25 protein-coding genes are annotated in these 25,980 nt (G+C 67.7%); 19 read left to right on the top strand and 6 right to left on the bottom strand.

What is annotated here, in order from left to right:
• Positions 1-12: 12 nt before the first annotated feature.
• Positions 13-804, bottom strand: a complete 792-nt coding sequence (locus OCUBac02_RS00830; RefSeq protein WP_173043096.1) for a HesA/MoeB/ThiF family protein — start codon at positions 802-804, stop codon at positions 13-15.
• 169 nt (positions 805-973) lie between these two features.
• Between OCUBac02_RS00830 and OCUBac02_RS00825 the strand changes: the two genes are divergently transcribed.
• From OCUBac02_RS00825 to OCUBac02_RS00790, 9 genes are all read left to right on the top strand, one after another.
• Positions 974-1,978 carry a BMP family lipoprotein gene (locus tag OCUBac02_RS00825; RefSeq protein ID WP_173043095.1) on the top strand — a complete coding sequence of 335 codons (1,005 nt, stop codon included), beginning with the start codon at positions 974-976 and terminating at the stop codon, positions 1,976-1,978.
• 16 nt (positions 1,979-1,994) lie between these two features.
• Entirely contained in the window at positions 1,995-3,524 is a 1,530-nt protein-coding gene (locus OCUBac02_RS00820) for an ABC transporter ATP-binding protein (protein WP_173043094.1), read from the top strand.
• A 130-nt stretch (positions 3,525-3,654) separates the two neighbouring features.
• Positions 3,655-4,755, top strand: a complete 1,101-nt coding sequence (locus OCUBac02_RS00815; protein ID WP_173043093.1) for an ABC transporter permease — start codon at positions 3,655-3,657, stop codon at positions 4,753-4,755.
• A 208-nt stretch (positions 4,756-4,963) separates the two neighbouring features.
• Positions 4,964-5,938: an ABC transporter permease gene (locus tag OCUBac02_RS00810; RefSeq protein WP_173043092.1), complete on the top strand. Its 975-nt coding sequence runs from the start codon at positions 4,964-4,966 to the stop codon at positions 5,936-5,938.
• Position 5,939: 1 nt separating this feature from the next.
• Positions 5,940-6,350, top strand: coding sequence for a cytidine deaminase (locus OCUBac02_RS00805; RefSeq protein ID WP_244639050.1), 411 nt, complete (start codon positions 5,940-5,942; stop codon positions 6,348-6,350).
• A gap of 36 nt (positions 6,351-6,386) precedes the next feature.
• The gene (locus tag OCUBac02_RS27190) at positions 6,387-7,199 is read left to right on the top strand and encodes a purine-nucleoside phosphorylase (protein ID WP_197933299.1); all 813 of its coding nucleotides are present in this window, start codon (positions 6,387-6,389) and stop codon (positions 7,197-7,199) included.
• Between the two features lie 3 nt (positions 7,200-7,202).
• Complete coding sequence (deoC, locus tag OCUBac02_RS27185) at positions 7,203-7,964, top strand: deoxyribose-phosphate aldolase (protein WP_197933298.1); 762 nt, start codon at positions 7,203-7,205, stop codon at positions 7,962-7,964.
• On the top strand, positions 7,964-9,289 hold the full coding sequence (gene deoA, locus OCUBac02_RS00795) for a thymidine phosphorylase (RefSeq protein WP_173043090.1): 1,326 nt from the start codon (positions 7,964-7,966) through the stop codon (positions 9,287-9,289). Before deoC ends, deoA begins: the two co-directional genes overlap by 1 nt.
• Positions 9,286-10,230 (top strand): 2-hydroxyacid dehydrogenase, encoded by a 945-nt coding sequence (locus tag OCUBac02_RS00790; RefSeq protein ID WP_173043089.1) that lies wholly within the window; start codon positions 9,286-9,288, stop codon positions 10,228-10,230. The genes deoA and OCUBac02_RS00790 overlap by 4 nt, the downstream gene beginning before the upstream one ends.
• Positions 10,231-10,421: 191 nt before the next feature.
• Here OCUBac02_RS00790 and nth read toward each other — a convergent pair whose 3' ends face one another.
• On the bottom strand, positions 10,422-11,135 hold the full coding sequence (gene nth / locus OCUBac02_RS00785) for an endonuclease III (RefSeq protein WP_173043088.1): 714 nt from the start codon (positions 11,133-11,135) through the stop codon (positions 10,422-10,424).
• Positions 11,136-11,155: 20 nt separating this feature from the next.
• Here nth and OCUBac02_RS00780 point away from each other — a divergent pair, with 20 nt between their 5' ends.
• Complete coding sequence (locus OCUBac02_RS00780) at positions 11,156-11,683, top strand: DUF2244 domain-containing protein (protein ID WP_173043087.1); 528 nt, start codon at positions 11,156-11,158, stop codon at positions 11,681-11,683.
• Here OCUBac02_RS00780 and OCUBac02_RS00775 read toward each other — a convergent pair.
• Positions 11,680-12,282, bottom strand: coding sequence for a class I SAM-dependent DNA methyltransferase (locus OCUBac02_RS00775; protein WP_173043086.1), 603 nt, complete (start codon positions 12,280-12,282; stop codon positions 11,680-11,682). The two genes, OCUBac02_RS00780 and OCUBac02_RS00775, sit on opposite strands and share 4 nt — an antisense overlap.
• Positions 12,283-12,594: 312 nt before the next feature.
• Between OCUBac02_RS00775 and OCUBac02_RS00770 the strand changes: the two genes are divergently transcribed.
• Positions 12,595-13,491, top strand: coding sequence for a methylated-DNA--[protein]-cysteine S-methyltransferase (locus OCUBac02_RS00770; RefSeq protein WP_052232275.1), 897 nt, complete (start codon positions 12,595-12,597; stop codon positions 13,489-13,491).
• Positions 13,492-13,502: 11 nt separating this feature from the next.
• On the opposite strand, the gene OCUBac02_RS00765 is transcribed toward OCUBac02_RS00770, so the two are convergent.
• Entirely contained in the window at positions 13,503-15,224 is a 1,722-nt protein-coding gene (locus tag OCUBac02_RS00765; RefSeq protein ID WP_173043085.1) for a hypothetical protein, read from the bottom strand.
• A 157-nt stretch (positions 15,225-15,381) separates the two neighbouring features.
• Complete coding sequence (locus OCUBac02_RS00760; RefSeq protein ID WP_173043084.1) at positions 15,382-16,560, bottom strand: fumarylacetoacetate hydrolase family protein; 1,179 nt, start codon at positions 16,558-16,560, stop codon at positions 15,382-15,384.
• Between the two features lie 204 nt (positions 16,561-16,764).
• Here OCUBac02_RS00760 and ugpB point away from each other — a divergent pair, with 204 nt between their 5' ends.
• The 5 genes from ugpB to OCUBac02_RS00735 all read left to right on the top strand — a co-directional run bounded on the left by ugpB (position 16,765) and on the right by OCUBac02_RS00735 (position 21,781).
• Positions 16,765-18,084: a sn-glycerol-3-phosphate ABC transporter substrate-binding protein UgpB gene (ugpB, locus tag OCUBac02_RS00755; protein ID WP_465247790.1), complete on the top strand. Its 1,320-nt coding sequence runs from the start codon at positions 16,765-16,767 to the stop codon at positions 18,082-18,084.
• Between the two features lie 131 nt (positions 18,085-18,215).
• On the top strand, positions 18,216-19,097 hold the full coding sequence (gene ugpA, locus OCUBac02_RS00750; RefSeq protein ID WP_047580024.1) for a sn-glycerol-3-phosphate ABC transporter permease UgpA: 882 nt from the start codon (positions 18,216-18,218) through the stop codon (positions 19,095-19,097).
• Positions 19,097-19,846: a creatininase family protein gene (locus tag OCUBac02_RS00745; protein WP_173043082.1), complete on the top strand. Its 750-nt coding sequence runs from the start codon at positions 19,097-19,099 to the stop codon at positions 19,844-19,846. Before ugpA ends, OCUBac02_RS00745 begins: the two co-directional genes overlap by 1 nt.
• Positions 19,846-20,694: a sn-glycerol-3-phosphate ABC transporter permease UgpE gene (ugpE, locus tag OCUBac02_RS00740; RefSeq protein ID WP_047581844.1), complete on the top strand. Its 849-nt coding sequence runs from the start codon at positions 19,846-19,848 to the stop codon at positions 20,692-20,694. The genes OCUBac02_RS00745 and ugpE overlap by 1 nt, the downstream gene beginning before the upstream one ends.
• A gap of 7 nt (positions 20,695-20,701) precedes the next feature.
• A complete protein-coding gene (locus OCUBac02_RS00735) occupies positions 20,702-21,781 on the top strand; it encodes a sn-glycerol-3-phosphate import ATP-binding protein UgpC (protein ID WP_173043081.1) in 1,080 nt (359 codons plus the stop codon).
• A gap of 134 nt (positions 21,782-21,915) precedes the next feature.
• Here OCUBac02_RS00735 and hrcA read toward each other — a convergent pair whose 3' ends face one another.
• Entirely contained in the window at positions 21,916-23,001 is a 1,086-nt protein-coding gene (gene hrcA / locus OCUBac02_RS00730) for a heat-inducible transcriptional repressor HrcA (protein WP_173043080.1), read from the bottom strand.
• A 144-nt stretch (positions 23,002-23,145) separates the two neighbouring features.
• Here hrcA and rph point away from each other — a divergent pair, with 144 nt between their 5' ends.
• The 3 genes from rph to hemW all read left to right on the top strand — a co-directional run bounded on the left by rph (position 23,146) and on the right by hemW (position 25,865).
• Positions 23,146-23,862 (top strand): ribonuclease PH, encoded by a 717-nt coding sequence (gene rph, locus OCUBac02_RS00725; protein ID WP_173043079.1) that lies wholly within the window; start codon positions 23,146-23,148, stop codon positions 23,860-23,862.
• Positions 23,863-24,021: 159 nt separating this feature from the next.
• Complete coding sequence (rdgB, locus tag OCUBac02_RS00720) at positions 24,022-24,669, top strand: RdgB/HAM1 family non-canonical purine NTP pyrophosphatase (protein WP_173043078.1); 648 nt, start codon at positions 24,022-24,024, stop codon at positions 24,667-24,669.
• On the top strand, positions 24,666-25,865 hold the full coding sequence (gene hemW / locus OCUBac02_RS00715) for a radical SAM family heme chaperone HemW (protein WP_244639049.1): 1,200 nt from the start codon (positions 24,666-24,668) through the stop codon (positions 25,863-25,865). The genes rdgB and hemW overlap by 4 nt, the downstream gene beginning before the upstream one ends.
• Positions 25,866-25,980 lie beyond the last annotated feature (115 nt).

The raw sequence follows: 25,980 nt of genomic DNA, 5'->3' as shown, positions 1-25,980 counted from the left end.
AGCACATGCGGGTTAAGATCGGCCTTCGGTCGCGCCCGTGCCGTTGAGCGGATTGGTCTTGTCCCAGCCATAGCGCAGCGTCTCGAAGCGCATCGTCAGCGAATCGACCAGCAGCAGCTTGCCGACGAGCGGCTCGCCGAAGCCGGTGACGGCGCGCACCACCTCCAGCGCCATCAGCGAGCCGATCACGCCGGGCAGGGCGCCGAGCACGCCGGCCTCCGCGCAGGTCGGGATCGCGCCGGGCGGCGGCGCCTCCGGGAAGAGGCAGCGCCAGGTCGGGTTCGGCTTGCCGTCCGGACCCGCCTCGTGGGCGCGGATCGTGGTGAGCGAGCCGTCGAAGCGGCCGAGCGCGCCCATCACCACCGGCTTGCGCTCGTGGAAGCAGGCATCGGTCACGGCATAGCGCGTCGCGAAATTGTCGGAGCCTTCGGCGACGACGTCGTAGAAGGCGATCATCGCGCGGGCATTATGCGGGTCGATGCGCGTGACATGCTCCTCGACCACGACGTTCGGATTGAGGTTGCGCACGAAGCGCGCGGCGGCGACCGCCTTGTGCGCGCCGATATCCTCGGTGGTGAAGATGGTCTGGCGCTGCAGGTTCGAGAGCGAGACGATGTCGTCGTCGACGATGCCGATCTTCCCGACGCCGGCGGCGGCCAGGTACTGGAGCAGTGGCGCGCCGAGCCCGCCCGCGCCGACGACCAGCACGCGCGCGTTCTTAAGCCGCTGCTGGCCCGGCCCGCCGATCTCCGGCAGGACGATGTGGCGCGCATAGCGCTCGATCTCGTCGTCGTTCAGCATCATGGCCGGCAGCCTAAGGCCGCCGGCCGGCATTCGGCAATCGCCATCCCGGTCCGATCCGATCTCCCGACGAGCATGACCTTTCGCCAGCTTGGCCGCGCGCTCGGGCCATGTCATCGTGCCGGGATCGAGGGCCGGACAACGGCGCCCGGCTATGACAGGGGATCGTGCGATGCGTTTGGGTTCTTTCGCGGCGGCGCTCGCCGGCGTGGCGCTTTCGGCTGTGGCGGCATGGGCGCAATCGCAGCCGATCAAGCCGGCGATCGTCTACGATAAGGGCGGCAAATTCGACAAATCCTTCAACGAGGGCGTCTTCATCGGCGCCGAGAAGTTCAAGAAGGAAACCAATGTCGATTTCCGCGATTTCGAGCCGACCAACGACGCCCAGATCGAGCAGGCGCTCCGCCGCTTCGCCCGCGACGGCCACTCGCCGATCATCGCCGTCGGCTTCTCGCAGGCCACCGCCCTCAAGAAGGTCGCGGCCGAGTTCCCGAACCTGAAGTTCACGATCATCGACATGGTCGTCGAACTGCCGAACGTCCAGTCGGTCGTCTTCAAGGAGCATGAGGGCTCCTATCTCGTCGGCCTGCTCGCGGCGATGGCCTCGAAATCCGGCAAGGTCGGCTTCGTCGGCGGCATGGATATCCCGCTGATCCGGAAATTCGCCTGCGGCTATGTCCAGGGCGTCAAGGCCGGCAAGGCCGATGCCGAGATCTTCCAGAACATGACCGGCTCGACGCCGGCGGCCTGGAACGACCCCGTCAAGGGCGGAGAGCTCGCCAAGTCGCAGATCGATCGCGGTGCCGACGTGGTCTATCACGCCGCCGGCGGCACCGGCATCGGCGTGCTGCGCGCCGTGGCGGATGCCGGCAAGCTCGGCATCGGCGTCGATTCCAACCAGAACGCGCTGCATCCCGGCAAGGTGCTGACCTCGATGCTCAAGCGCGTCGACATCGCCGCCTATAATTCCTTCAAGGCGGCACAGGACGGCACCTGGAAGCCGGGCGTCTCCGTGCTCGGCCTGAAGGAAGAGGGCATCGACTGGGCGCTGGACGACAACAACAAGGCCCTGATCACGCCGGAGATGAAGTCGGCAGCCGACAAGGCCAAGGCCGACATCATCGCCGGCACGGTCAAGGTCCACGACTACATGTCGGATCAGAAATGCACGATGTGAGGCACGGGCGGCTCCCTTGAGTTCCGCGCCCGCTATCGAGCTTATCGGCATCTCCAAGCGCTTCGGCCCGGTCGCCGCCAACAGGGACGTGTCCCTCTCGGTCGCGGCTGGCTCGATCCATGGCATCGTCGGCGAGAACGGCGCCGGCAAGTCGACGCTGATGTCGATCCTCTACGGCTTCTACGAGGCCGATGCCGGCGAGATCACGATTGCCGGTGAATCACGCCGCATCCGCTCCCCGGCCGATGCGATCGCGGCCGGGATCGGCATGGTCCACCAGCATTTCATGCTGGTGGAGACGTTGAGCGTCGTCGAGAACGTCGTGCTCGGCGCCGAGGGCGGAGCTGTCCTGAAAGGCGGCATCGGCAAGGCACGCGCCGCGCTCGCCAGGCTTTCGCAGGATTACGGCCTCGCCATCGATCCCGACGCCATCGTCGGCGAACTCTCCGTCGGTCTGCAGCAGCGTGTCGAGATCCTGAAGGCGCTCTATCGCGGCGCCGAGATCCTGATCCTCGACGAGCCGACGGCGGTGTTGACCCCGGCCGAGGCCGACCAGCTCTTCGCCCTGCTCCGGGCGCTGAAGGCGCAGGGCAAGACGGTGATCCTGATCACCCATAAGCTGCGCGAGATCATGGACGTGACCGACCGCGTCTCGGTGATGCGCCGCGGCGAGATGGTCGCCCATGTCGCGACCGCCGAAACCTCGCCGCCGGCATTGGCCGAGGCGATGGTCGGCCGGCGCGTGCTGCTGCGCATCGAGAAAGAGCCGCGCGAGCGCGGCGCGCCGGTGCTGGAGGCGGTCGGCCTCGCCTGCCGCGACGGGCGCGGCACCGAGACCCTGAAGGACGTCGATCTCACGCTCCATGAAGGCGAGATCGTCGGCATCGCCGGTGTCGCCGGCAATGGCCAGAGCGAGTTGCTGGAGGTGCTGGCGGGCCTGATCCAGCCAAGCCGCGGCGTGATCCGGCTGGGCGGGCGAATATTGGCTTCCGCCGACCGCCATCCGGCGCGATTGCGCGAATTGGGCGTGATGCATATTCCGGAGGACCGCCACCGCCGCGGCCTCGTCACGGCTTTCTCCGCCGCCGAGAACGCCATCCTCGGCTATCAGCACGATCCCGCCTTCGGCTCCGGCCCGCTGCTCTCGCCCAAGCGTATCGAAGCCTACGCTCGCAAGGCTTTCGCGGCCTATGACGTACGCCCGCCCGATCCGGCGCTCAAGACGGCTAAATTCTCGGGCGGCAACCAGCAGAAGATCGTACTTTCCCGCGAGATCGAGCGGGGGCCAAAAGTCCTGCTCGTCGGCCAGCCGACGCGTGGTGTCGATATCGGCGCGATCGAGTTCATCCATCGCCGGCTGGTGGCTTTGCGCGATCAAGGCGTCGCGATCCTGCTCGTCTCGGTCGAGCTCGAGGAGGTGATGGCGCTCTCCGACCGGATCATCGCGATGTGCGGCGGCCGGATCACCGGCGAGCGCGCCGCCGAGGCGGCCGACGAGCGCGATCTCGGCCTGCTCATGGCCGGCGTGACGGACGAGGCCGCGTGATGCGGGGCTTTCGGCAACCCGCTTCCCGTCATGGTCGGGCTTGTCCCGACCATCCACGTCTTCGCTGGTCGAGTGCGGTGTCCAAGACGTGGATGCTCGCCACAAGGGCGAGCATGACGGAGCCTCTCCTATGAGCGCCGCCCCCGTCGAACTCCCGCATTGGGCCGATGTCGCGCTGGTGCCGCTGGTTTCGGTGATCGCGGCCCTGCTCGTCGCCGGGCTCGTCGTCGTCGGCATCGGCGAGAACCCGCTGGAGGCGACGGCGCTGCTCTTGCGCGGCGCGCTCGGCAGCGCCGAAGGCATCGGCTTCACGCTGTACTACGCCACGAATTTCATCTTCACCGGGCTCGCGGTCGCCGTCGCCTTCCATGCCGGCCTGTTCAATATCGGCGGCGAAGGGCAGGCGACGGTCGCCGGCATCGCCATGGCGATTGTCTGCCTCGCGTTGTCCATGCTGCCCGGCTTCCTCGCCGCACCCTTCGCGATCCTCGGGGCGGCGGCGGGCGGCGCGCTCTGGGCCTTCATTCCCGGCTGGCTCCAGGCAAAGCGCGGCAGCCATGTCGTGATCACCACGATCATGCTGAATTTCGTCGCGGCGACCCTGATCGTCTACCTGCTGCGCGAGATCATCGGAAAGCCCGGCTCCATGCAGCCGGAAACGCCGGATTTTCCGGCGCAGGCCGTGCTGACGCCGATGCATCAATGGCTGGCGCCCCTTGGCATCGATCTGCCGTCGACCCCGCTCAATACCGCCTTCCTGCTGGCTCTGATGGCGCTCGCCGCGGTCTGGCTGCTGATCTGGCGCACGCGACTGGGCTATGCGATCCGCACGGTCGGCGCCAATCCGCGTGCCGCCGCCTATGCCGGCATCTCGCCTGCCGCCGTCACCATGATCGCGATGGCGATCTCGGGCGCGCTCGCCGGCGGGCTCGCGGTCAACGAGGCGCTTGGCGTCCAGCATCGGCTTGTGCTCGATTTCACCGCCGGCTACGGCTTCGTCGGCATCGCCGTCGCCCTGATGGGCCGCGGCCACCCGGCCGGTGTCGGCCTCGCCGCCCTGCTCTTCGGCGTGCTCTATCAGGGCGGCGCCGAGCTCTCCTTCGACAAGCCGGCCATCACCCGCGACATGGTCGTGGTCATCGGCGGCGTGCTCGTGCTCTTCGCCGGGGCGCTGGACGGGCTGTTCCGCCGGCTTGTCGCGGGCGTCATTGGCCGCTGGGGAGCGGGTTGATGATCAAACTCGGACACTCGCCGGCATTCCGGGGCTTCGCGCAGCGAAGAGCCCGGAATCCATATCCGCCGGAACTTTCCGAAAGAGGCGCGGCGGGTGCCGATCAGTCCGAGCGATTCAGCCCCGAGTTCATGGGTTCCGGGCTCAGGCCTTCGGCCTGCCCCGGAATGATGGGCGAGGGTCCTCGCTTTATCCCAGGAGCGGCCTGATGGATCTGCTCCAGCTCGTCGCCGTCATTCTCGATTCGACCATCCGCCTGTCGATCCCGCTGATCTGCGCGGCGATGGCGGGCTTGTGGTCGGAGCGGGCCGGCGTCGTCGATATCGGCCTCGAGGGCAAGATGCTGATCGCCGCCTTCGCCTCGGCGGTCGCGGCCTTCGTCACCGGCTCGGCCTGGATCGGGCTCGGCACCGGCATCCTTGCCGCCTTGGCGCTGGCGTTGGTCCATGGCTTCGCCGCCATCACCTGGCGCGGCAACCAGATCGTCTCCGGCGTCGCCATCAACATGCTGGCGGCGGGGCTGACCGTCATCCTCGGCAATGCCTGGTACGGGCAGGGCGGGCGCACGCCCTCGCTCGAAGGCCCGGCCCGCTTTGGCGAGATCACCCTGCCCTTCGCCCGCTGGGCCCACGAGAACGTCCCCGGGCTCGGCCTGATCTATGACGAGGTCGTCTCCGGCCATGGCGCGCCGGCTTATCTCGCGCTGCTCTGCGTCATCGTCACCGCTTTCGTCCTGAAGCGCACCCGCTTCGGCCTGCGCATCCGCGCGGTCGGCGAGAACCCGGCGGCGGTCGACACGGCCGGCATCTCGGTCGCCGGCCTGCGCTACGGCGCCGTCGCGATCTGCGGCCTGCTCTGCGGCATCGGCGGCACCTATCTCGCCGTCGCGCAATCCGCCGGCTTCCTGCCGCATATGACGGCGGGGCGCGGTTTCATCGCGCTCGCCGCCGTGATCTTCGCCAATTGGCGGCCCTGGCCTGCGCTCGGCGCCTGCCTGCTCTTCGGCCTGCTCGACGCCGTCGCGATCCGGCTTCAGGGCGTGACATTGCCCGGCATCGGCCTCGTGCCGGTGGAAGCGATCCAGGCCTTGCCCTATCTGATGACCATCGTCCTGCTCGCCGGCTTCATCGGCAAGGCGACGCCGCCCAGGGCCTCCGGCCTGCCCTATGTCAAGGAACGCTGAATTGTCGGCCGAACCCGATTTCGAGGCCCTGTTCGCCGCCGCTGCCGCCATCCAGCCGCGCGCCTACGCGCCCTATTCGCGCTTCAAGGTCGGGGCCGCGCTGCTGGCCGATGACGGCGCGGTCCATGCCGGCTGCAATGTCGAGAACGCCGCCTATCCCGTCGGCTCCTGTGCCGAGGCCGGAGCGATCGCCGCGATGATCGCGGCCGGCGGCCGAGCGATCCGCGCAGTGCTCGTCTTCGGCGAGGGTGCCGAGCTGGTCACGCCCTGCGGCGCCTGCCGCCAGCGCATCCGCGAATTCGCGGCGCCGGAGACGCCGATCGCGATAGCCGGTCCTGAGGGCATCCGCGCGCGCTTCACGCTGGAGGAGCTGTTGCCAGCCTCCTTCGGACCGGCCAATTTGCCGCGGTGATTTGAGGCTGCTGCTGCGGCCGGAAAGGAGCGTGCGATGGTGGCCGATCCGGCCTTCGACCGAGCGGCATCGGCACTGATCGACAAGGGAGTCGACGGCCCGATCGAATGCGCGCTGGTTCTCGGCACCGGGCTCGGCGCGATCGTGGAGGACGTGCAGGACGCGATCCATATTCCATATGCCGATATCCCCGGTTTCCCACGGGGCGAGGTCTCCGGCCATGCCCGCCAGCTCTGCTACGGCACGCTCTTCGGCCGCAAGGTGCTGATCTACCAGGGGCGCGCCCATTACTACGAGGGCGGCGATTCGGCGGTGATGCGCGTGCCGCTCGGCTTGCTCGCAGCCTTCGGTTCGCCGCCGCTGATCCTGACCAATGCGGCGGGGTCGCTGTCGGCGGAGATGGGGCCGGGCAGCCTCGCCCTGATCACCGACCATATCAATCTGAACGGCCCCAATCCGCTGATCGGCGACCGGGGTGATGGCCGCTTCGTGCCGATGGTCGATGCCTACGACCCGCTGCTGCGCGGGCGGCTGAAGCGAGCCGCAGCGAATGCCGGCGTGCCGTTGGGCGAAGGCGTCTATATGTGGTTCACCGGGCCAAGCTTCGAAACCCCCGCCGAAATCCGCATGGCGAAGATGCTGGGCGCGGATCTCGTCGGGATGTCGACCGTGCCGGAAGTGATCCTGGCGCGGCGTTACGATATCCGCGTCGCCGGCCTCTCCATCGTCACCAATATGGGCGCCGGCCTGCATGGCGGCGCCCCGCACCATGCGGAGACGCGCGACGTGGCCGGCATGGCCTCGCGCGCGCTCAGGCGCCTGCTGCGCACCTTCCTGTCGGAGTTGTAAGCCATGTCCGATACCGACCTCGCGCGGCGCGCGCTCGCCCTGCTCGACCTTACCGATCTCGCCGACGATGCCACGGCGGAGGGCGCCCGCGATCTCTGCCGCCGCGCCGTCTCCGGCCCCGTTCCCGTCGCCGCCGTGTGCCTGTGGCCGCGTTTCGTCGCGACGGCCCGGGCCGAGCTCGGTGACGGCCCGGTCCGCATCGCGACGGTGGTCAATTTTCCCGACGGCGACACGCCGATCGCTCCGGCGATGCGGGAGACGGAGGAGGCGCTCGCGGCCGGCGCCGACGAGATCGATCTCGTCCTGCCCTGGCGGGCCGTTCTCGCCGGCCAGACCACGGCGGCGGCGGCCATGGTGCGCAACGTCAAGATGCTCTGCGAAGAGCGACGGCTGAAGGTGATCCTGGAAACCGGCGAATATCCCAATCTCGACAAGGTCAGGACGACGGCCGAGCTCGCCATCGCCTCCGGTGCAGATTTCATCAAGACCTCGACCGGCAAGACCACGAATGCGGCCAGCATCCCCGCCGCCCGCGTGATGCTGAACGTCATCGCGGAGGCGGGGCGCCCCATCGGGCTGAAGCCGTCGGGCGGCATCAGGACGCTGGCCGATGCCCGGCGCTATCTCGATCTTGCCGACGCGATCATGGGGGAGGATTGGGCGACGCCCACGAGTTTCCGCTTCGGTGCCAGCGGTCTTTACGGCGCGCTGGTCGAGGCTGTCGATGGCGCTACGCCCGATGCCGCGCCGCGTGGGAGCTATTGATGCGCCTGACCCAGGAGATCATCGCCGCCAAGCGCGACGGTGCGGAACTGTCCGAGGCCGATATCCGCCAGCTCATCGCCGGCCTGCCGGACGGCACGGTCAGCGAGGGCCAGGCCGCGGCTTTCGCGATGGCGGTCTATTTCAACGGCATGAACGAGCGCGAGCGCGTGGCGCTGACGCTCGCCATGCGCGATTCCGGCACGGTGCTGCGCTGGGACGACCTGCCCGGTCCCGCCCTCGACAAGCATTCGACTGGCGGCGTCGGCGATACGGTCAGCCTGCCCCTGGCGGCGGCGGTCGCGGCCTGCGGCGGCCATGTCCCGATGATCTCGGGGCGCGGCCTCGGCCATACCGGCGGCACGCTCGACAAGCTCGACGCGGTGCCGGGCTATGTCACCCAGCCCGGCATCGAGCTCTTCCGCAAGGTGGTGCGCGAGGCCGGCTGCGCCATCATCGGCCAGACCGCCGATCTCGCCCCGGCCGACAAGCGCCTCTATGCCATCCGCGACGTCACCGCGACGGTGGAATCGCTGCCGCTGATCACCGCCTCGATCCTGTCGAAGAAGCTCGCCGCCGGCTTGCACGGCCTCGCCATGGACGTGAAGTTCGGCTCCGGCGCTTTCCTGCCGGATTACGGCAAGGCGCAGGCTTTGGCGCAGGCGCTGGTCGGCGTCGCTAACGGTGCGGGCATGCCGACGACCGCCCTGCTCACCGACATGAGCGAGCCGCTCGCATCGGCCGCCGGCAATGCGCTCGAGGTCGCCTATGCGCTCGATCACCTGACCGGCCGGCGCCGTGAGCCGCGCTTCCACGAGGTCACGGTGGCGCTCGCCGCCGAGATGCTGCTGCTCGGCAAGCTCGCCCCGGACCTCGACGCCGCCCGCGCCAAGATCGAGCAGGCCTTCGCCTCGGGCGCGGCGGCCGAGCGCTTCGCCCGCATGATCGTGGCGCTCGGCGGCCCGGCCGACCTGCTGGAAGCGCCGCAGAAGCATCTCGCCGCCGCGCCGGTCGTGAAACCGGTCTATCCCGAGACGGCCGGCACGGTCGCCTCCGTCGATACCCGCGCCGTCGGACTCGCGGTCGTTGCGCTCGGCGGCGGCCGCGTGCGCCCGCAGGACCCGATCGACCATGCCGTCGGCATCGTCGCGCTGGCGGGGATCGGCGATGCGGTCGGGGCCGACCGGCCGCTCGGCATCGTCCATGCCCGCGACGAGGCCGGTCACGCTGCGGCGAGCGAGCGCTTGCGCAAGGCCTACCGGATCGGAGAGGGTGCGGCGCGCGGCCCGCTGGTCGCGGAACGGTTGACGGAGAGGGTTACGGGATGAGTCTGCTTCTGGCCATGACGGGCTGGCATGTCGAGGATTGGCGCGCGCGCTTCCAGGCGCTGCTGCCGGATATGCCGATCGTCGTCCTCGGCGAGCCCTTCGACCGTCGCGCCGTCCATTATGTCGCGAGCTGGAAGCACCCGCCCGGCAGCCTGACCGGCCTGCCCAATCTCGCAGCGATCTTCTCGTTGGGCGCCGGCGTCGATTTCCTCTTCGCCGACGACAAGCTGCCGGCCGCGCCGATCGCGCGCATCGTCGATCCCGACCTGACGACGCGGATGAGCGAGTACATCGTCCTGCATTGCCTGAGCTATCTGCGTCAGCAGCGCCGCTATGATAGCCAGCAGCGCGAAAAGCTCTGGGACGACGACCGCAACCAGCCGGCCGCCCGCTCGGTCCGTGTCGGTATCATGGGGCTGGGCGAGCTCGGCCAGGATGCCGCCCGCAAGCTCGCGGTCATGGGCTTCGACGTCGCCGGCTGGAGCCGTTCGCCCAAGACCATCGAGGGCTTGCAGACCTTCTCCGGCGAGGACGGCATGAAGGCCTTCCTCGGCCGGACCGACATCCTCGTCAGCCTGCTGCCGCTGACCCCGGACACGCGCGGCATCATCAATGCCGAGATGCTCTCCGGCCTCGCGCAGGGCGGGCGCCTTGGCGGGCCGTTCCTGATCAATGCCGGGCGCGGAGGCCTGCAGGTCGCGGACGATATCCTCGCCGCGCTCGATGCCGGCACGCTCAAGGGGGCGACGCTCGACGTCTTCGAGACCGAGCCGCTGCCGGCGGATTCCCGGCTCTGGAGCCATCCGGGCGTGACGGTGACGCCGCATAACTCGGCGATGTCGGAGCCCGAGGCGATCGCCACCGCCGTCGCCCAGCAGATCGGCCGTCTGGAGGCGGGCGAGCCGCTGCTCAACGTGGTCGATCCGGCGCGGGGCTACTGAGCGCCTGTTCGAAAACATTCTCCGAGCCCTCATCCTGAGGAGCCGCGGAACGCGGCGTCTCGAAGGATGGTCGAGGAAGCTCCGGAACTATCTGGAGCATCCTTCGAGACGCAGCCTTTGGCTGCTCCTCAGGATAAGGGCTGCATTTCCGAACCGATTCCAAGCCGCCGTCCGGCGGATCCTTCGCAGATTCAGGCGATGCGCTTGTCGGCGGAATCGCAGAGGTCGTTCTGGATGCAGCGCAGGCATTCGGGGCGCAGCGCCTTGCAGGTATAGCGCCCGTGCAGGATCAGCCAGTGATGGGCGTGCCGGCCGAATTCGGGCGGCACGGCCTTCTCCAGCCCGAGCTCGACCTGCAGCACGTTCCTGCCCGGCGCGATGCGCAGGCGGTTGGCGATGCGGAAGACATGGGTGTCGACCGCGTGCGTGATCTCGCCGAAGGCGATGTTGAGCACGACATTGGCGGTCTTGCGGCCGACGCCGGGCAGGCTCTCCAGAGCCTCGCGCGTCGCCGGCACCTCGCCGCCGAACTCCGCGATCAGCCGCTCGCAGAGCGCGATCACGTTCTTCGCCTTGGTGCGGAAGAGGCCGATCGTCTTGACGTGCTCGCGCACGGTCTCCTCGCCCAGCGCCAGCATCTTCTCCGGTGTGTCGGCGATGGCGAAGAGGGCCCGCGTCGCCTTGTTGACGCCGGCATCGGTGGCCTGCGCCGAGAGCACGACGGCGACCAGCAGCGTGAAGGCGTTGGTGTGGTCCAGTTCGCCCTTGGGCTCGGGATTGGCAGCCTGGAAGCGGCGGAAGATCTCGTGGATCTCGGCCGGCTTGCGAGCGCGCGGCCGAGGTCCCGTCAACGTGATGCGTTTTGCCGGCGCCGCGGCGCGAGGGGGCCTGTTCCGTTGATCCATGACGGCGTTATAATCACCGCATGACCCCCGGCAATAGCCCTGGCAGCAAGATGGCGGACGCGTCGCAGCGGCCGGTATTCGACGCGACGATCACGCCGCATCGCTCGCTCGGCCAGAACGGCTTCCGCATCGTGATGACGCTGGTCTGCCTGGCGAGCGTGATCTCCTCGATCCCCTTTGTCGTGCTCGGCGCCTGGCCGGTCGCCGGCTTCTTCGGCATCGATGTCGTCGCGCTCTTCGTCGCCTTTCATGTTAATTTCCGCCATGCGCGCGCCTTCGAGCGCATCGTGGTGACGCCGCTGGAGGTTTTCCTGCGCAAGGTTTCGCATCACGGCCGCGAGACGGTCTGGCGCTTCAATCCGATCTGGACGAGGCTCGAACGCCAGACCGACGAGGATTACGGCCTGCTCGGCCTGAAGCTGGTCTCGCGCGGGCAGAGCGTCGCGGTCGCCTCCGCGCTGTCGCCGCATGAGCGCGCTGGCTTTGCCGATGCGCTGGGCTCGGCCCTGTCGAGCGCCCGCCGCGGCCCGGATTACGGCGCGCCTTAAGCCGCTCTGGCGAGCCAGATCGTATGGCCGCCGCAGCTTTGGTCCTCGACGATGTGGTCGACGACGGAAAAGCCGTTCTGCGCCAGCAATGCCCGGTATTCCCCAGCGTCGAGGCTGCCATGATACAGCGCCTCGCCCTCGAAGATGCCGATCGCCTCGCCATGGGCTGGGCCACTCGTGAAGAGCAGGGCCGCGCCCGGCGCCGCATGCGCCGCGAAGATCGGGAACATCCCGCGCTGGTCTTCGGGCGTCAGGTGGAAGAAGGAATCCCAGGCGATCAGCCCGCCGAAGCGGCGCCCGAGCGCGAGCTTGCGCATGTCGGCGACCTGCCAGTCGCCTTCGGGGAAGCGCTTCTGACACAGCGCGATCATCGCCGGAGCGGAATCGATGCCGGTGACGGCATGGCCCTGCTCGCCGAGATGGCGGGCGATCGGCTGGCCGGTGCCGCAGCCGATATCGAGGACCGTGGCGCCGGGCGCGAGCAGGGCCCGGAAACGCGCGAGCCAGGGGCCTTCCATCAGCAGCTTGCCGCGCAAGCCGTCATAGGTCGCGGCATGGCGCTGGTAGAGGTCGATGACGGCGTCGGCGGAGGAAGTCATGACCCTATGAGCCCTCATCCTGAGGAGGCCCGCAAGGGCCGTCTCGAAGGATGTTCCGGGAGGCTCCAGAACCATCTGGACCATCCTTCGAGACGCCGCTTCGCGGCCCCTCAGGATGAGGGCTGAGGATTGGGACGATGTGGAGGGCAACCCCGCGCTTGCCAGCTTTCGGGTGGGAACGGCATGGTGGGCGCCCTAGATTCGCATCATGACGAATGATGCGAGGCTCACATGAACGCGCATGCCCCCATGAAAACGGCGATGACCCCGACGCGCTTCTCCAATGCGGTGCTGGCGCGTGCCGCCGAGGCCATGCCCAGCGAGGCCGACTTCCCGGCCGTCGCGCCCGGCTCCGACTACGACACCGTCCGGCGCATCCTCTCCTTCATCACCCATAACTGGCGCGAGCAGCCGACGATCGAGGCGATCGCGGAAGCCGCCGGCGCGACCCCGACCGATGTCCACCATCTCTTCCGGCGCTGGTGCGGGCTGACCCCGAAGGCTTTCCTGCAGGCGATCACGCTCGACCATGCCAAGGGGCTGCTCTCCTCCTCCGCCAGCATCCTCGATACGGCGCTGGAAGTCGGCCTCTCCGGCCCAGGCCGCCTGCACGATCTCTTCGTGACGCATGAGGCGATGTCGCCCGGCGAATGGAAGACCGGCGGCGAGGGGCTGAAGCTCTCCTACGGCTTCCACGCATCGCCCTTCGGCGAGGCGCTGGTGGTGATCACGGAGCGCGGCCTCGCCGGGCTCGGCTGGGTCTCGAACAGTGCCGATGGCGGCAAGGTCGTCGGCGGCCGGGCCGAGGCGCTGGCCGACATGATGCGGCGCTGGCCCCATGCCGATTACCACTACGACCCGGTCCAGACCGCACCCTATGCCGCGCGCATCTTCGAGCCTAGGGCCTGGTCGCCGGAGACGCCCCTGCGCGTCGTGCTGATCGGCACCGATTTCGAGGTCCGGGTCTGGGAGACGCTGCTGCGCATCCCGGTCGGCTGCGCCACCACCTATGGCGAGGTCGCCAACCATATCGGCAAGCCCAGCGCGGCGAGGGCCGTCGGCATGGCGGTCGGCAAGAACCCGATCTCCTTCGTGGTCCCCTGCCATCGCGTCATCGGCAAATCCGGCGCGCTGACCGGCTATCACTGGGGCCTGACGCGCAAGCGCGCCATCCTCGGCTGGGAAGCCGGGCAGACCGCGGCCGGCTGATCCGGCCGGCCTTATTTCCGCAAGTACATGTCCCAGCAGGGCGCGAGCGCGATCCGTTCGCGCCCTTCGAGCGCGGCGGCAAAGTGCTGGCGAATGTCTTCGCGCGCGGTCGTCACGGGGCATTTCGGCATCAGCATGGCATCCGTCTGCCTGAGCGCCTCGATCGTGCCCGGCTGCAATGCGGGCACGCTGCGGCTGGGATCGACGCCGACCGGAACGACGCGCGGCGGTGTGCGCTCCAGCAGGCGGTTCAAGGGGTCGACGAAATCGAAGGTGAAGAAGCCGTTGAGCTCGCGCTTGTTGCTGGCTTCCCAGGCCTTGATGGCGGTCATCGCCTGCTGGATCTCGAGCATCCAGGTCGCCTGGTAGTCGATCTCCGAATAGAGGATGTAGGAGGGCAGGATGCCGCGTCGGATCAGGTCGCGATAGCCCTCGGGCTGGGTCGCGTAATGATCGAGCATCGCGGCGGCGCGTTCGGCGATGTCGCGCTTCACGCTGATGCGGCCGAGCGGCCCGAGATCGGGCACGTCGAGGGCGACATAGGTCGCCCCGCCCATCACCGCGCGCATGCCCCGCTCCAGGCAGATCACGGCGCTCGGCAACGTGACCGCGAGCGTCAGCACGAGCACGACCGGGCGCATGCGGTCCTCGCGCCGCGCCCACCAGTCGAGCAGCAGCGGCAGGACGATCGGCCACAGCCCGATGAATTCGAGCGAGCCGGTGTTCTGCGTCTCGAAGAGGGCGAGCGCGAACAGCCCGGCTGCGAACCAGCCGATCGGGGCGTCGGCCAGCGCTCGCCAGCCGGCGGGCGTCGCGGGCAAACCGTCGCGCCAGGAGACATAGGCGAGCGCGGCGAGCAGGGCGAGCGACGGCGCGATCACATTGAACTTGACCGAGGCCACGGTCAGGAAACGCGGCAGCAGCGTGCCGGTGTTGAGCCCGAGCAGGGTCAGGATGTCGATGACATAGGCGGAGCTCAGCCCGGTCGCGAGCTCCAGAACGCCCAGCGCGAGGATAACGATGCCGGCGGCGGCGAGCGCATCGCGGAAGCCCATCCGACCGCTGAGCACGGCGTAGCCGACGAGCAGCGTGCCGGAGACCGCGCCGGTGACCTTGGTGAGGAAGAGCACCAGCATCAGCGCGGCCACGAGCCCGATCTGCAAACCGCGCCGCTGCACGAAGATCAGCGTGGCGATCAGGAGATAGAGTAGCAGCGCGACATGGCGATTATAGAAGCCGTAGCCATCGAAGCCGGGCGAAGGGTAGAGCCCGTGCAGGTTGATCGGTAGTGCCGAGAACAGCAGGAAAGGCAGGACGAGCGCGAGCGCCCGCGGGCGGGAGCGGCGCGAGACCTCGCCGGCGATCAGGGCCAGCACCGGCAGCATGACCGGCAGCAGCGCCCAGTTGATCAGCAGCATCGGCTGGGCGTTCGGGAAGAGGATGTCGAGCGCCGCGGCCAGATAGAAGCCGAGCGGGCCGATCGGCGCGAAGAAGTCGATGGTCGGCACCTGGCCGAGCCCGATGCGCTGGATCGCGTCGAGATAGACCACCGTATCCCAGGCATTCGGCCCGAGCGGCAGGCGCAGCGGCAGGATCAGGCCGGCAACGGCCGCCATGGCGAAGGCCAGGATCCAGGCGGAAGGCGAGCCAGCCATCCGCGCCACCGCCCCTTTGCCACCGACATTCTTGGTGTCGACCTGGGAGTTCCGTCTCCCGATCTCGCTCATCGCCACGCCGAACCCTCCTGGTCCAGCCCGCTCTGTCGCAGAAAAAACTTACCAGCAGCCTGACGCAAAGGCGGGTTCTCGCCGGATTTCGGCAAGAACCCCGGGTCGAAAGCTGCAGATTCGAGACGTGGTTACGCTTTGGCTTACCCGTCCCGGCGCTCGCTCAGAGCAGTCCGCGCCCGGCCAGATGGCGCATCAGATGCGAGGCGCCATAGGTCCAGGGCGCGCATTCATCCGTGCGCTTCATGCGGTTGACGAGGCTGCCGAGCTCGGGCGCGGCGATCGTGACGATATCCCCGTATTTATGGGTGAAGCCGCCGCCCGGCGCGTCGCGATCCTTGATCGGCGCGAACATGGTGCCGAGATAGAGCGCCGCCCCGTCCGGGTACTGATGATGCGGACCGATCATCTGCGCCGCGAGATCGGCCGGATCGCGGCTGATCCTGGCGATCGAGGAGGAGCCCTCCAGCCGGAAGCCGTCCTCGCCCTCGACCGTCAGCGTCACAGTGGTCCGGCGGATATGGTCGAGCGTGAAGCCGGCATCGAACAGGCGGATGAAGGGGCCGACCGCGGCGGCGGCATTGTTGTCCTTGGCCTTGCCGAGCAGCAGCGCCGAGCGGCCCTCGACATCGCGCAGGTTGACGTCGTTGCCGAGCGTGGCGCCGACGATTCGTCCGTCCGAGGCGACGATCAGCACGATCTCGGGCTCCGGATTGTTCCAGCTCGAGGCCGGGTGCAGGCCGGCATCCGCTCCGGTGCCGACCGTCGACATCGGCGGGGCCTTGGTGAAGATCTCGGCATCCGGCCCGATCCCGACTTCGAGATACTGGCTCCAGGCGCCCTGCTTGATCAGAACGTCCTTGAGATGCATCGCCTCGGGCGAGCCGGGCTTCAGCTTGGAGAGGTCGTCGCCGATCAGCTTGCCGATCTCCTCGCGGATCGTCGCGGCGGCGGCGGGGTTGCCGCGCGCCTTCTCCTCGATGACGCGCTCCAGCATCGAGACCGCGAAGGTGACGCCGGCCGCCTTCACCGCCTGCAGGTCGAGTGGCGAGAGGAGCCAGGGGCGCTGCGGGTCGCGGCCGTCCACAGGCGTGTTGGCGAGAATCTCGGCGAGCGAGCCGATCGCCTCGCCTTGGGCTGCGCGCAGCGCGGCGGCCGGGTCGGCGTTCTCGCAGAGGTCGCGGCTGGTCGGGAAGCTCCGGGTCACGTCGACGATCTGCCCGTCGCGCAGCGTCACGACGGAGGGCCCGCCGAGATCGGGCCGCCAGACGCGACCGAGAAGCGTGGCGGCCTCGGCATCCGCTGGCAGGGCCGCGGCGACGGAAAGCGTGAAATCAGGCATGGCACCGGTCCGGAAAGGAAATCGTCGGGAGACGGAGAACACCCCGTTCTGCGCAATGGCGCAAGCCGGACCCAGACCATAGGCGGATTGCGTCGGGTGTCATCGATTTGTCATTGAAATGTCGCCTGCGCTACATGCTAGCTTGCGCACCAACGACAAGAACCGCGGCGGCGCCCGCCCGCGGAAGGGAGACACTCCATGACCATGAAATCGCGTATCCTGATGTCGATCGCGGCCTTTGCGCTCGCCGGTGCCTCGCCCGCTCTCGCGCAGACCGAGATCCAGTGGTGGCACGCGCTGACCGGCGCCAACAACGACGTCGTCGTCAAGCTCACCGAGGATTTCAACGCCTCGCAGAAGGACTACAAGGTCGTCCCCGTCTACAAGGGTTCCTATCCCGACACGCTGAACGCCGGCATCGCCGCCTTCCGCGCCGGCCAGGCGCCGCATATCCTGCAGGTCTTCGAGGTCGGCACCGGCACGATGATGTCGGCCAAGGGCGCGATCAAGCCGGTTCACGAGGTCATGAAGGAAGCCGGCGAGAAGTTCGATCCGAACGCTTATCTGCCCGCCATCACCGGCTATTACTCGACGGCCAAGGGCGAGATGCTCTCGATGCCGTTCAACTCCTCGTCGATGGTGATGTGGTACAACAAGGACGCCTTCAAGAAGGCGGGCCTCGACCCGGCCAAGCCGCCGAAGACCTGGCCCGAGACCTTCGAGGCCGCCAAGAAGCTGAAGGCTGCCGGCTACGACAAGTGCGGCGTCTCGAACGCCTGGGCGACCTGGGCCAATATCGAGCAGTTCGGCGCCTGGCATAACGTGCCGCTCTCGACCAAGGTCAACGGCATGGCCGGCTTCGACGCCGTGCTGAACTTCAACAAGAGCCCGGCCTTCCTGAAGCACTGGACCAACCTGGTCGAGCTGCAGAAGGACAAGACCTACGACTATTCCGGCCGCACCAACAATGGCGAAGGCCGCTTCACCTCGGGCGAATGCCCCATCTTCCTGACCTCCTCGGGCTTCTTCGGCAACGTCCGCGCGAACGCCAAGTTCGACTGGGGCAATGCGCCGATGCCGTATTATCCGGACGTGCAGGGCGCCCCGCAGAACTCCATCATCGGCGGTGCCTCGCTCTGGGTGATGGGCGGCAAGAAGGCCGACGAGTACAAGGGCGTCGCCAAGTTCTTCACCTTCCTGTCGAATGTCGACCGCCAGGTGAAGCTGCACACCGAGTCGGGCTACCTGCCGATCACCAAGGCGGCCTACGAGAAGGTCAAGGCGTCCGGCTTCTACAAGGACAAGCCCTATCTCGAGACCCCGATCCTTGAGCTGACCAACAAGGCGCCGACCGACAATTCGAAGGGCCTGCGCTATGGCAGCCTCGTCCAGATCCGCGATATCTGGTCGGAAGAGCTGGAGGCGGCGCTGAACGGCCAGAAGTCGCCGCAGGCGGCGCTGGACGCGGCGGCCGAGCGCGGCAACCAGATGCTGCGCCAGTTCGAGCGTACCGCGGCCCGCTGAGCCGTTCTTAAACGCGCTATGTCATCCCGGGCTTAGCGCAGCGAAGACCCGGGATCCATGCCGGAACGGTTCAGGCATGGATCCCGGGTCTCCCTCCGGTCGCCCGGGATGACCGATTTGCAAGGCCACGCATGCAGAAGAACGCGTATTTCAAGGGGCTGACGATCCCCTTCCTGCTGCTTCTGCCGCAGCTCGCCATCACCATCGTGTTCTTCTACTGGCCCGCGAGCCAGGCAGTCTGGCAGAGCTTCCTGCTGGAGGATGCCTTCGGCACCTCGACGCAGTTCGTCTGGTTCGAGAACTACCAGATGCTCTTCGCCGACCCCGGCTATCTCAAGGCCTTCATCAACACGGCGGTGTTCTCGACCTTCGTCTGCGTGTTCTCGCTCTCGATCGCGCTGCTCTTCGCCGTGATGGCGGACCGGCAGATCCGCGGCGCCGAAATCTACAAGACCCTGCTGATCTGGCCCTATGCGGTGGCACCCGCCATCGCCGGCGTGCTCTGGATCTTCATGTTCGATCCCTCGCTCGGCATGCTGGCCCGCGGCCTGCAGGCGCTGGGCATCCCGTGGAACCCGCGCCTCAACGGCAACCACGCCATGCTGCTGGTCATCCTGGCCGCGACCTGGAAGCAGATCAGCTACAATTTCCTGTTCTTCCTCGCCGGCCTGCAATCGATCCCCAAGAGCGTGATCGAGGCGGCGGTGATCGACGGCGCCCGGCCGATGCGCCGCTTCTGGACCATCGTCTTCCCGCTGCTCTCGCCGACGACCTTCTTCCTGCTCGTCGTCAACATCGTCTACGTCTTCTTCGACACCTTCGGCATCATCGACACCGTGACCGGCGGCGGCCCCTCGGGCGCGACCGAGACGCTGGTCTACAAGGTCTTCTCCGACGGCAAGGGCGGCTCCAATCTCGGCGGCTCGGCCGCCCAGTCGGTGCTGCTGCTGGTCATGGTGATCGGCCTGACGGCGGTGCAGTTCCGCTTCATCGAGCGCAAGGTCAGCTACTGATGGCCTCCGTGCTCTGGATGGACCTCACCGCCGAGGAGCTGCGCGCCAAGGCCGCGACGGACGCGATCATCGTCCTGCCCGTCGCCTCGATCGAGCAGCACGGCCCGCATCTGCCGGTCGGCGTCGACACGATCCTGTGCGGCGGCGTCTGCAAGGCCGCCGCCGAGCGTGCGGCCGATGTCGACGTGGTGGTCGCGCCGACGCTCTGGTGCGGCATGGCCGAGCATCACATGGCCTTCGGCGGCACCTTCACCTTCGACATCCCGACTTATCGCGCCGTGCTGCTCTCCTTCCTGAAGAGCATCGAGCGTCACGGCTTCCATCGCGTGCTGATCGTCAACGGCCATGGCGGCAATATCGCCGCGCTCACCGCCTTCCTGCCCGATTTCGCCCGCGAGACGAACCTGCATGTCGCGGCGACCACCTATTTCATGCTGGCCGAGACGGCGCTTGGGCCCCTTCTGGAAGACCAGAAGGGCGTCCAGCATGCCTGCGAGGTCGAGACCTCGATGATGATGGTGCTGGCGCCGGGCTCCGTGCGCGAGCCGCGCCTTCCGGAAGCGTACGGCGCGCTGGATCGCGCGCCGCGCCGGCAGGTCGTCTCGCGCCATCGCTCCTTCCGCGAGATGACCGAGACCGGCGTGGTCGGCGATGCCCGCCGGGCCACGGCTGCCAAGGGCCAGGCCTGCCTCGATGCCTGCGCCGATGCGCTGGCCGGATTGCTGCGCGAGATGGGGAGGGCCGCCTGATGGTCGAGGACCGCCGCATGGGCGACCTGATCGCCTATATCATCCTGACGATCGGCGTCTTGATCGTCGCCTTCCCGGTCTGGCTGACCTTCGTCGCCTCGACCTGGGACGCCGCGACCGTGATCAACGGCCAGATGCCGCTCTATCCCGGCCCGTACTTCCTGGAGAACTACAATCGCATCCTCTTCGTCGGCACCTCGGGCACGACGCGCGAGCCGGTGATCGGGATGATGGTGAATTCCTTCATCATGGCGATCACGATCGCGCTCGGGAAGATCTTCATCTCCGTGCTCTCGGCCTATGCGGTGGTCTATTACCGCTTCCCGTTCCGCATGGCGGCGTTCTGGATCATCTTCGTCACGCTGATGCTCCCGGTCGAGGTCCGCATCTTCCCGACCTTCAAGATCGTCTCCGATCTCAACATGCTCGACACCTATCAGGGCCTCGCCATCCCGCTCATCGCCTCGGCGACGGGTACGCTGCTCTTCCGGCAGTTCTTCATGACGATCCCCGACGAACTGCTCGAAGCGTCCAAGATCGACGGCGCCGGCCCGTTCAAGTTCTTCAAGGACACGCTGATCCCGCTCTCGATGACGACGATCGCCGCGCTCTTCGTCATCCAGTTCATCTATGGCTGGAACCAGTATCTCTGGCCGCTCCTGGTGACGACGAAGGACTCGATGCAGACCATCGTCATCGCCATCAAGAAGATGATCGTCACCGCCGACGCTTTGACGGAATGGCAGCTCGCCATGGCCACCGCCATGCTGGCGATGCTGCCGCCCGTCTTCGTCGTCATCGCCATGCAGAGGCTCTTCGTGAAGGGCCTGGTCGAAACCGAGAAGTAATCCGCGAATGGCCCAGGTCACTCTCAGCAACGTCAAGAAGGTCTATGCCGGCGGTGTCGAAGCCGTGAAAGGCGTCTCCTTCGACATCCCCGATGGCGGCTTCTGCGTCCTCGTCGGCCCCTCCGGCTGTGGCAAGTCAACGCTCCTGCGCATGGTCGCCGGGCTGGAGACGATCTCCTCCGGCGAGGTCGCGATCGGCGAGCGCGTCGTCAACCAGGTCGAGCCGGCCGACCGCGACATCGCCATGGTGTTCCAGAACTATGCGCTCTATCCGCATATGAACATCTACGACAACATGGCCTATGGCCTGCGCAACCGCGGCACGCCGAAGGACGAGATCGACAAGCGCGTGAAGGAAGCCGCGCGCATCCTCGCGATCGAACCCTTCCTGGAGCGCCGGCCGCGCCAGCTCTCCGGCGGCCAGCGCCAGCGCGTCGCCATGGGCCGCGCCATCGTGCGCAAGCCGCAGGTCTTCCTCTTCGACGAGCCGCTCTCGAACCTCGACGCGAAACTCCGCGTCCAGATGCGCGTCGAGATCAAGAAGCTGCAGCGCGCGCTCGGCGTCACCGCGATCTACGTCACCCATGATCAGGTCGAGGCGATGACGCTCTCCGACAAGCTGGTGGTGATGAATGCCGGCCAGGTCGAGCAGATCGGCCTGCCGGCCGAGGTCTATCGCAAGCCGGCGAGCAAGTTCGTCGCGACCTTCATCGGCTCGCCGCCGATGAATATCCTGCCCGGCGCGGTCGACGGTTCCGGCATCGTCGCGCTCGGCGACACGATCATCGAGGTGCGCGACCTCAGAGAGGATCTGGCGGCGCAGGCACCGGTCGAGGTCGGCCTGCGTCCGGAGGATGTCGAGATAGCTTCGGAGGGGCAGGCGGGCTCGCTGCCCTTCGATGTCGAGTTCATCGAGGAACTCGGCGCGACCCAGCTCTTCCACGGCAAGCTCTCGGGCCATCCCTTCGTGATGCAGGCGGCGACCGGGGAGGTCGCGGCCCAGGAAGGCCGGCTCTGGATCACCGTCGATCCCGACAAGATCCATGTCTTCGACCCGAAGACGGGCGCAAGGCTGGGCAAGGGCTGACGCAGCCGCTCGCTATCGTCATCTCGGACAGGCCTTGAACGGCACCGATCCGGATCCATCGAAGGCTGCGGCGCTTCGATGATGGATTCCGGGCCGGCCCGGCACGGCGCACATATCCTCGCCGCGATAGCGCGTCAGCGGCTGCCGTCCAGCAGGCTGCCGACGACCTTGGCGGTATAGTCGACCATGGGGACGATGCGGGCATAGTTCAGCCGCGTCGGGCCGATGATGCCGACGACGCCGACGATGCGCTGCTCGGCGTCGCGGAAAGGGGCTGCGACCATCGAGGAACCGGACATCGAGAACAGCTTGTTCTCCGAGCCGATGAAGATGCGCACGCCGTCGCCCTGCTCGGCCCGCGTCAGCAGGTCGATGACGTCGGTCTGCGTCTCGAGATCGCCGAAGAGCATGCGGATGCGCTCAAGATCCTCCTGCGCCCGCAGGTCGTCGAGCAGATTGGCCTGGCCGCGCACGATGAGATGGCGGTCGCTGCCTGGGCCGGCCTGGGTCGCGATGCCGCTTTCGACCAGGCGGGCCGTCAGCGCGTCGAGCTCGCGCTCCATCTGGGCGCGTTGGCCGCCGATCTCGCCGCGCAGCTCGGCCAGCGTCTTGCCGAGGATGCGGGCATTGAGGAAATTAGCGGCTTCGCTCAGGGCCGAGGCCGGCAGGCCGGGCGGCAGGGCCAGCAGGCGGTTCTCGACCGTGCCGTCCTGCGAGACGAGCACGACGAGCGCTCGCGCGGGATCGAGCCGGACGAACTCGATATGCTTCAGCCGGACATCGGCCTTGGTGGTGACGACGACGCCGGCGCCGCGCGACAGGCCCGACAGCAGGGCCGAGGCTTCCGTCAGGGTCTGGTCGAGATTGCGGTTGCTGGCGGCGACCCGGATCTGCGCCTCGATGCGGGAGCGCTCCTCGGTGGTGAGATTGCCGACCTCCATCATCGCATCGACGAAGAAGCGCAGGCCCCGCTCGGTGGGAAGGCGCCCGGCGGACGTGTGCGGCGCATAGATCAGCCCGGCCATTTCGAGATCGGTCATGACGTTGCGCACCGTTGCCGGCGAAAGCGCCATCGGCAGCAGGCGGGCGATGTTGCGCGAGCCGACCGGCTCGCCGGTCGTCAGATAGCCGTCGACGATCTGGCGAAAGATCTCGCGCGAGCGCTGGTCGGTCTCGACCAGGCTGCTCATCGTCTCGGGGCGGGGCGTATGGGCGCTCATGAACCTTTTTCAGGCGAACCGTCGTTCTCGTCCTATTGTCGTCATGCGAAGCGCAGGGATCAAGGGGCACTCCCGTCCGGCGCCTTGCCGCGCGCGGCGCAAACGCCTACAAGCCGCCACTTCCCCGCAAGACAGGACATTTTCATGCGACCCTCCAAACGCGCCGCCGACGAGATGCGCAAGGTCACGCTCGAACGCGGCGTGGTGCGCTATGCCGAGGGCTCCTGCATGGTCACGTTCGGCGAGACCAAGGTGCTCTGCGCCGCGACCGTCGAGGAAAAGGGGCCGCCGTGGCTGCGCGGCACCGGCAAGGGCTGGGTCACCGCCGAATATTCGATGCTGCCGCGCGCCACGCATGAGCGCACGCGCCGCGAGGTCACCTCCGGCAAGCCGTCCGGCCGCACGCAGGAAATCCAGCGCCTGATCGGCCGCTCGCTGCGCGCCGTGGTCGACCTTACCGCGATCGGCGAGCGCCAGATCGTCGTCGATTGCGACGTGCTCCAGGCCGATGGCGGCACCCGCACGGCCTCGATCACCGGCGCCTGGGTCGCGCTGCACGATGCGCTGAAATGGATGGAGGGGCGCGGCCTGCTCAAGGGCACGAACCCGCTGAAGGACCATGTCGCCGCGATCTCCTGCGGCATCGTCGCCGGCAACCCGGTGATCGATCTCGACTATGTCGAGGATTCCGGTGCGCAGACCGACGCCAATTTCGTCATCACCGGCTCGGGCGGCATCGTCGAGGTGCAGGGCACGGCCGAAGGCGCCCCCTTCTCCGAGGAAGAGCTTCTGTCGCTGCTGAAGCTCGCCAAGGGCGGCGTCGCCCAGCTCGTCACGCTGCAGAAGGCGGCGGTGGGCTAATTTGATGCTGGCGCGGTTTCATTCTCGCGCGTTATCCCGGATAAGCCGCGTCAGCGGCGCCGATCCGGGATCCATTCCTGAACCGTTCCAGCATGAATCCCGGGTCTCCCTCCGGTCACACGGGATGACCGTGAACGTTTGAGACGGACCGAAACTGCCATGGCTGAACATCGCCTCCTTACCGGCAAGGTAGTGATCGCGACCCATAACCAGGGCAAGCTGCGCGAGATGCGCGACTTGCTGGCGCCCTATGGCATCGCTCTCGTCTCGGCAGGCGAGCTCGGCCTGCCCGAGCCCGTAGAGGACGGCTACATGTTCTCGGAGAACGCGGCGATCAAAGCGGTCGCCGCCGCGACCGCCAGCGGGCTACCGGCACTTGCCGACGATTCCGGCATCTGCATCGATGCATTGGACGGCGCGCCGGGCCTGTTCTCGGCCAACTGGGCCGGACCAGGCAAGGATTTCGCCCCGGCGATCGGGCGCGTGCAGATGGAGCTCGCCAAGCGCGGCGCCATCGCGCCCGAGAAGCGCAAGGCGCATTTCGTCTCGGCGCTGGTGATCGCCTGGCCGGACGGGCATCAGGAGCTGTTCGAGGGCCGTGTCTTCGGCACCGTGACCGAGCAGGCGCGCGGCCTCGGCGGCTTCGGCTATGATCCGATCTTCCTGCCCGATGGACACGGCAAGACCTTCGGCGAGATGACGGCTGAGGAGAAGCACGGCATTCCGGCCGATGGCTCGCCCGGCCTGTCGCATCGTGCGCGCGCCTTCCATGAGCTCGCCGCCGCCTGCCTGAGGAAGCCGGCGTGAGCGCCCCGGCCGCACTCGTCGCGCGGCCTTCGATCCTGCATCCGACCGCGGATGCGGGCTTCGCCGTCTATGTGCATTGGCCGTTCTGCCTGGCCAAATGCCCCTATTGCGACTTCAACAGCCATGTCCGGCTGCAGCCGCCGGACCAGCAGCGCTATATCGCCGCCTTCCGCCGCGAGATTGCGCATCGCGCCGCGCTGGTGCCCGGCCGCACGGTCTCCTCGATCTTCTTCGGCGGCGGCACGCCCTCGCTGATGGAGGGGAAGACCGTCGGCGCAATCCTCGATGCGATCGGCGAGCACTGGGCGGTCGATCCGAACTGCGAGGTCTCGCTGGAGGCCAATCCGACCAGCGTCGAGGCCGGGCGCTTCCGCGATTTCCGCGCGGCCGGCGTCAACCGCGTCTCGCTCGGCGTGCAGGCGCTGAACGATGCCGATCTCAAGGCGCTCGGCCGGATGCATTCGGCCGAGGAGGCGCTCGCGGCGGTTGCGATCGCGCGGCAATATTTCGAGCGCTATTCCTTCGACCTGATCTATGCCCGCTCGCCCTTGCAGACGCCCGCGCTCTGGCGCGCCGAGCTGGAGCTGGCGATCAGCCATGCGGCCGAGCATCTCTCGCTCTACCAGCTCACGATCGAGCCCGGCACGGCCTTCGAGCGCCTGTTCCGCGCCGGCAAGCTCGCCATTCCCGATCACGAGGCCGGCGCCGCGCTCTACGAGATCACGCAGGAGATCACGGCCCGGCACGGCATGCCGGTCTACGAAATCTCCAACCATGCCCGGCCGGGCGCGGAATGCCGGCACAACCTCGTCTACTGGCACTATGGCGAATATGCCGGCATCGGGCCGGGCGCCCATGGCCGATTGGTGACGAGCGAAGGCCGCATGGCGCATTCCACCGAGAAGCGGCCGGAAATCTGGCTGGAGCGGGTGGAAGCCGAGGGCCATGCGCTGGTCGAGGACGAGCGCCTCAGCGATGAAGCGCAGGGCGACGAGTACCTGCTGATGGGGCTTCGGCTCGTCGAGGGCATCGACCCGCAGGTGTTCAAGGCGCTGGCCGGGCGCCCGCTCGATGCCAGGCGCGTCGCCAGCCTGATCGAGCAGAAGCTGCTGATGGAGCGCGCGGGCGGCCGGCTCGCGGCGACGCCCGATGGCGCCCTGCTGCTCGATGCGCTGGTGGCCGATCTGGCGGCGTGAGAGTCAGCCGTTCTTCACCGGCTGTCATTCAAGGCTTGAAGCGGAATGACGCGTGTTTCCCGGGAAAGTTGGCTTTGTCGGCGGAAGCGGTTATCGAGCGGGCAAGGCATTCCTT

The sequence above is a fragment of the Bosea sp. ANAM02 genome (assembly GCF_011764485.1).
GTDB lineage: Bacteria > Pseudomonadota > Alphaproteobacteria > Rhizobiales > Beijerinckiaceae > Allobosea.
Note: the sequence above shows the minus strand (reverse complement) of the source record. Positions and strands in the feature narration are given on the sequence as shown.

Coding starts and splice junctions, on each gene's coding strand:
- OCUBac02_RS00830 (WP_173043096.1), bottom strand. CDS start 804: ATGATGCTGAACGACGACGAGATCGAGCGCTATGCGCGCCACATCGTC.
- OCUBac02_RS00825 (WP_173043095.1), top strand. CDS start 974: ATGCGTTTGGGTTCTTTCGCGGCGGCGCTCGCCGGCGTGGCGCTTTCG.
- OCUBac02_RS00815 (WP_173043093.1), top strand. CDS start 3,655: ATGAGCGCCGCCCCCGTCGAACTCCCGCATTGGGCCGATGTCGCGCTG.
- OCUBac02_RS00810 (WP_173043092.1), top strand. CDS start 4,964: ATGGATCTGCTCCAGCTCGTCGCCGTCATTCTCGATTCGACCATCCGC.
- OCUBac02_RS27190 (WP_197933299.1), top strand. CDS start 6,387: ATGGTGGCCGATCCGGCCTTCGACCGAGCGGCATCGGCACTGATCGAC.
- deoC (WP_197933298.1), top strand. CDS start 7,203: ATGTCCGATACCGACCTCGCGCGGCGCGCGCTCGCCCTGCTCGACCTT.
- deoA (WP_173043090.1), top strand. CDS start 7,964: ATGCGCCTGACCCAGGAGATCATCGCCGCCAAGCGCGACGGTGCGGAA.
- OCUBac02_RS00790 (WP_173043089.1), top strand. CDS start 9,286: ATGAGTCTGCTTCTGGCCATGACGGGCTGGCATGTCGAGGATTGGCGC.
- nth (WP_173043088.1), bottom strand. CDS start 11,135: ATGGATCAACGGAACAGGCCCCCTCGCGCCGCGGCGCCGGCAAAACGC.
- OCUBac02_RS00780 (WP_173043087.1), top strand. CDS start 11,156: ATGACCCCCGGCAATAGCCCTGGCAGCAAGATGGCGGACGCGTCGCAG.
- OCUBac02_RS00775 (WP_173043086.1), bottom strand. CDS start 12,282: ATGACTTCCTCCGCCGACGCCGTCATCGACCTCTACCAGCGCCATGCC.
- OCUBac02_RS00770 (WP_052232275.1), top strand. CDS start 12,595: ATGCCCAGCGAGGCCGACTTCCCGGCCGTCGCGCCCGGCTCCGACTAC.
- OCUBac02_RS00760 (WP_173043084.1), bottom strand. CDS start 16,560: ATGCCTGATTTCACGCTTTCCGTCGCCGCGGCCCTGCCAGCGGATGCC.
- ugpB (WP_465247790.1), top strand. CDS start 16,765: ATGAAATCGCGTATCCTGATGTCGATCGCGGCCTTTGCGCTCGCCGGT.
- ugpA (WP_047580024.1), top strand. CDS start 18,216: ATGCAGAAGAACGCGTATTTCAAGGGGCTGACGATCCCCTTCCTGCTG.
- OCUBac02_RS00745 (WP_173043082.1), top strand. CDS start 19,097: ATGGCCTCCGTGCTCTGGATGGACCTCACCGCCGAGGAGCTGCGCGCC.
- ugpE (WP_047581844.1), top strand. CDS start 19,846: ATGGTCGAGGACCGCCGCATGGGCGACCTGATCGCCTATATCATCCTG.
- OCUBac02_RS00735 (WP_173043081.1), top strand. CDS start 20,702: ATGGCCCAGGTCACTCTCAGCAACGTCAAGAAGGTCTATGCCGGCGGT.
- hrcA (WP_173043080.1), bottom strand. CDS start 23,001: ATGAGCGCCCATACGCCCCGCCCCGAGACGATGAGCAGCCTGGTCGAG.
- rph (WP_173043079.1), top strand. CDS start 23,146: ATGCGACCCTCCAAACGCGCCGCCGACGAGATGCGCAAGGTCACGCTC.
- rdgB (WP_173043078.1), top strand. CDS start 24,022: ATGGCTGAACATCGCCTCCTTACCGGCAAGGTAGTGATCGCGACCCAT.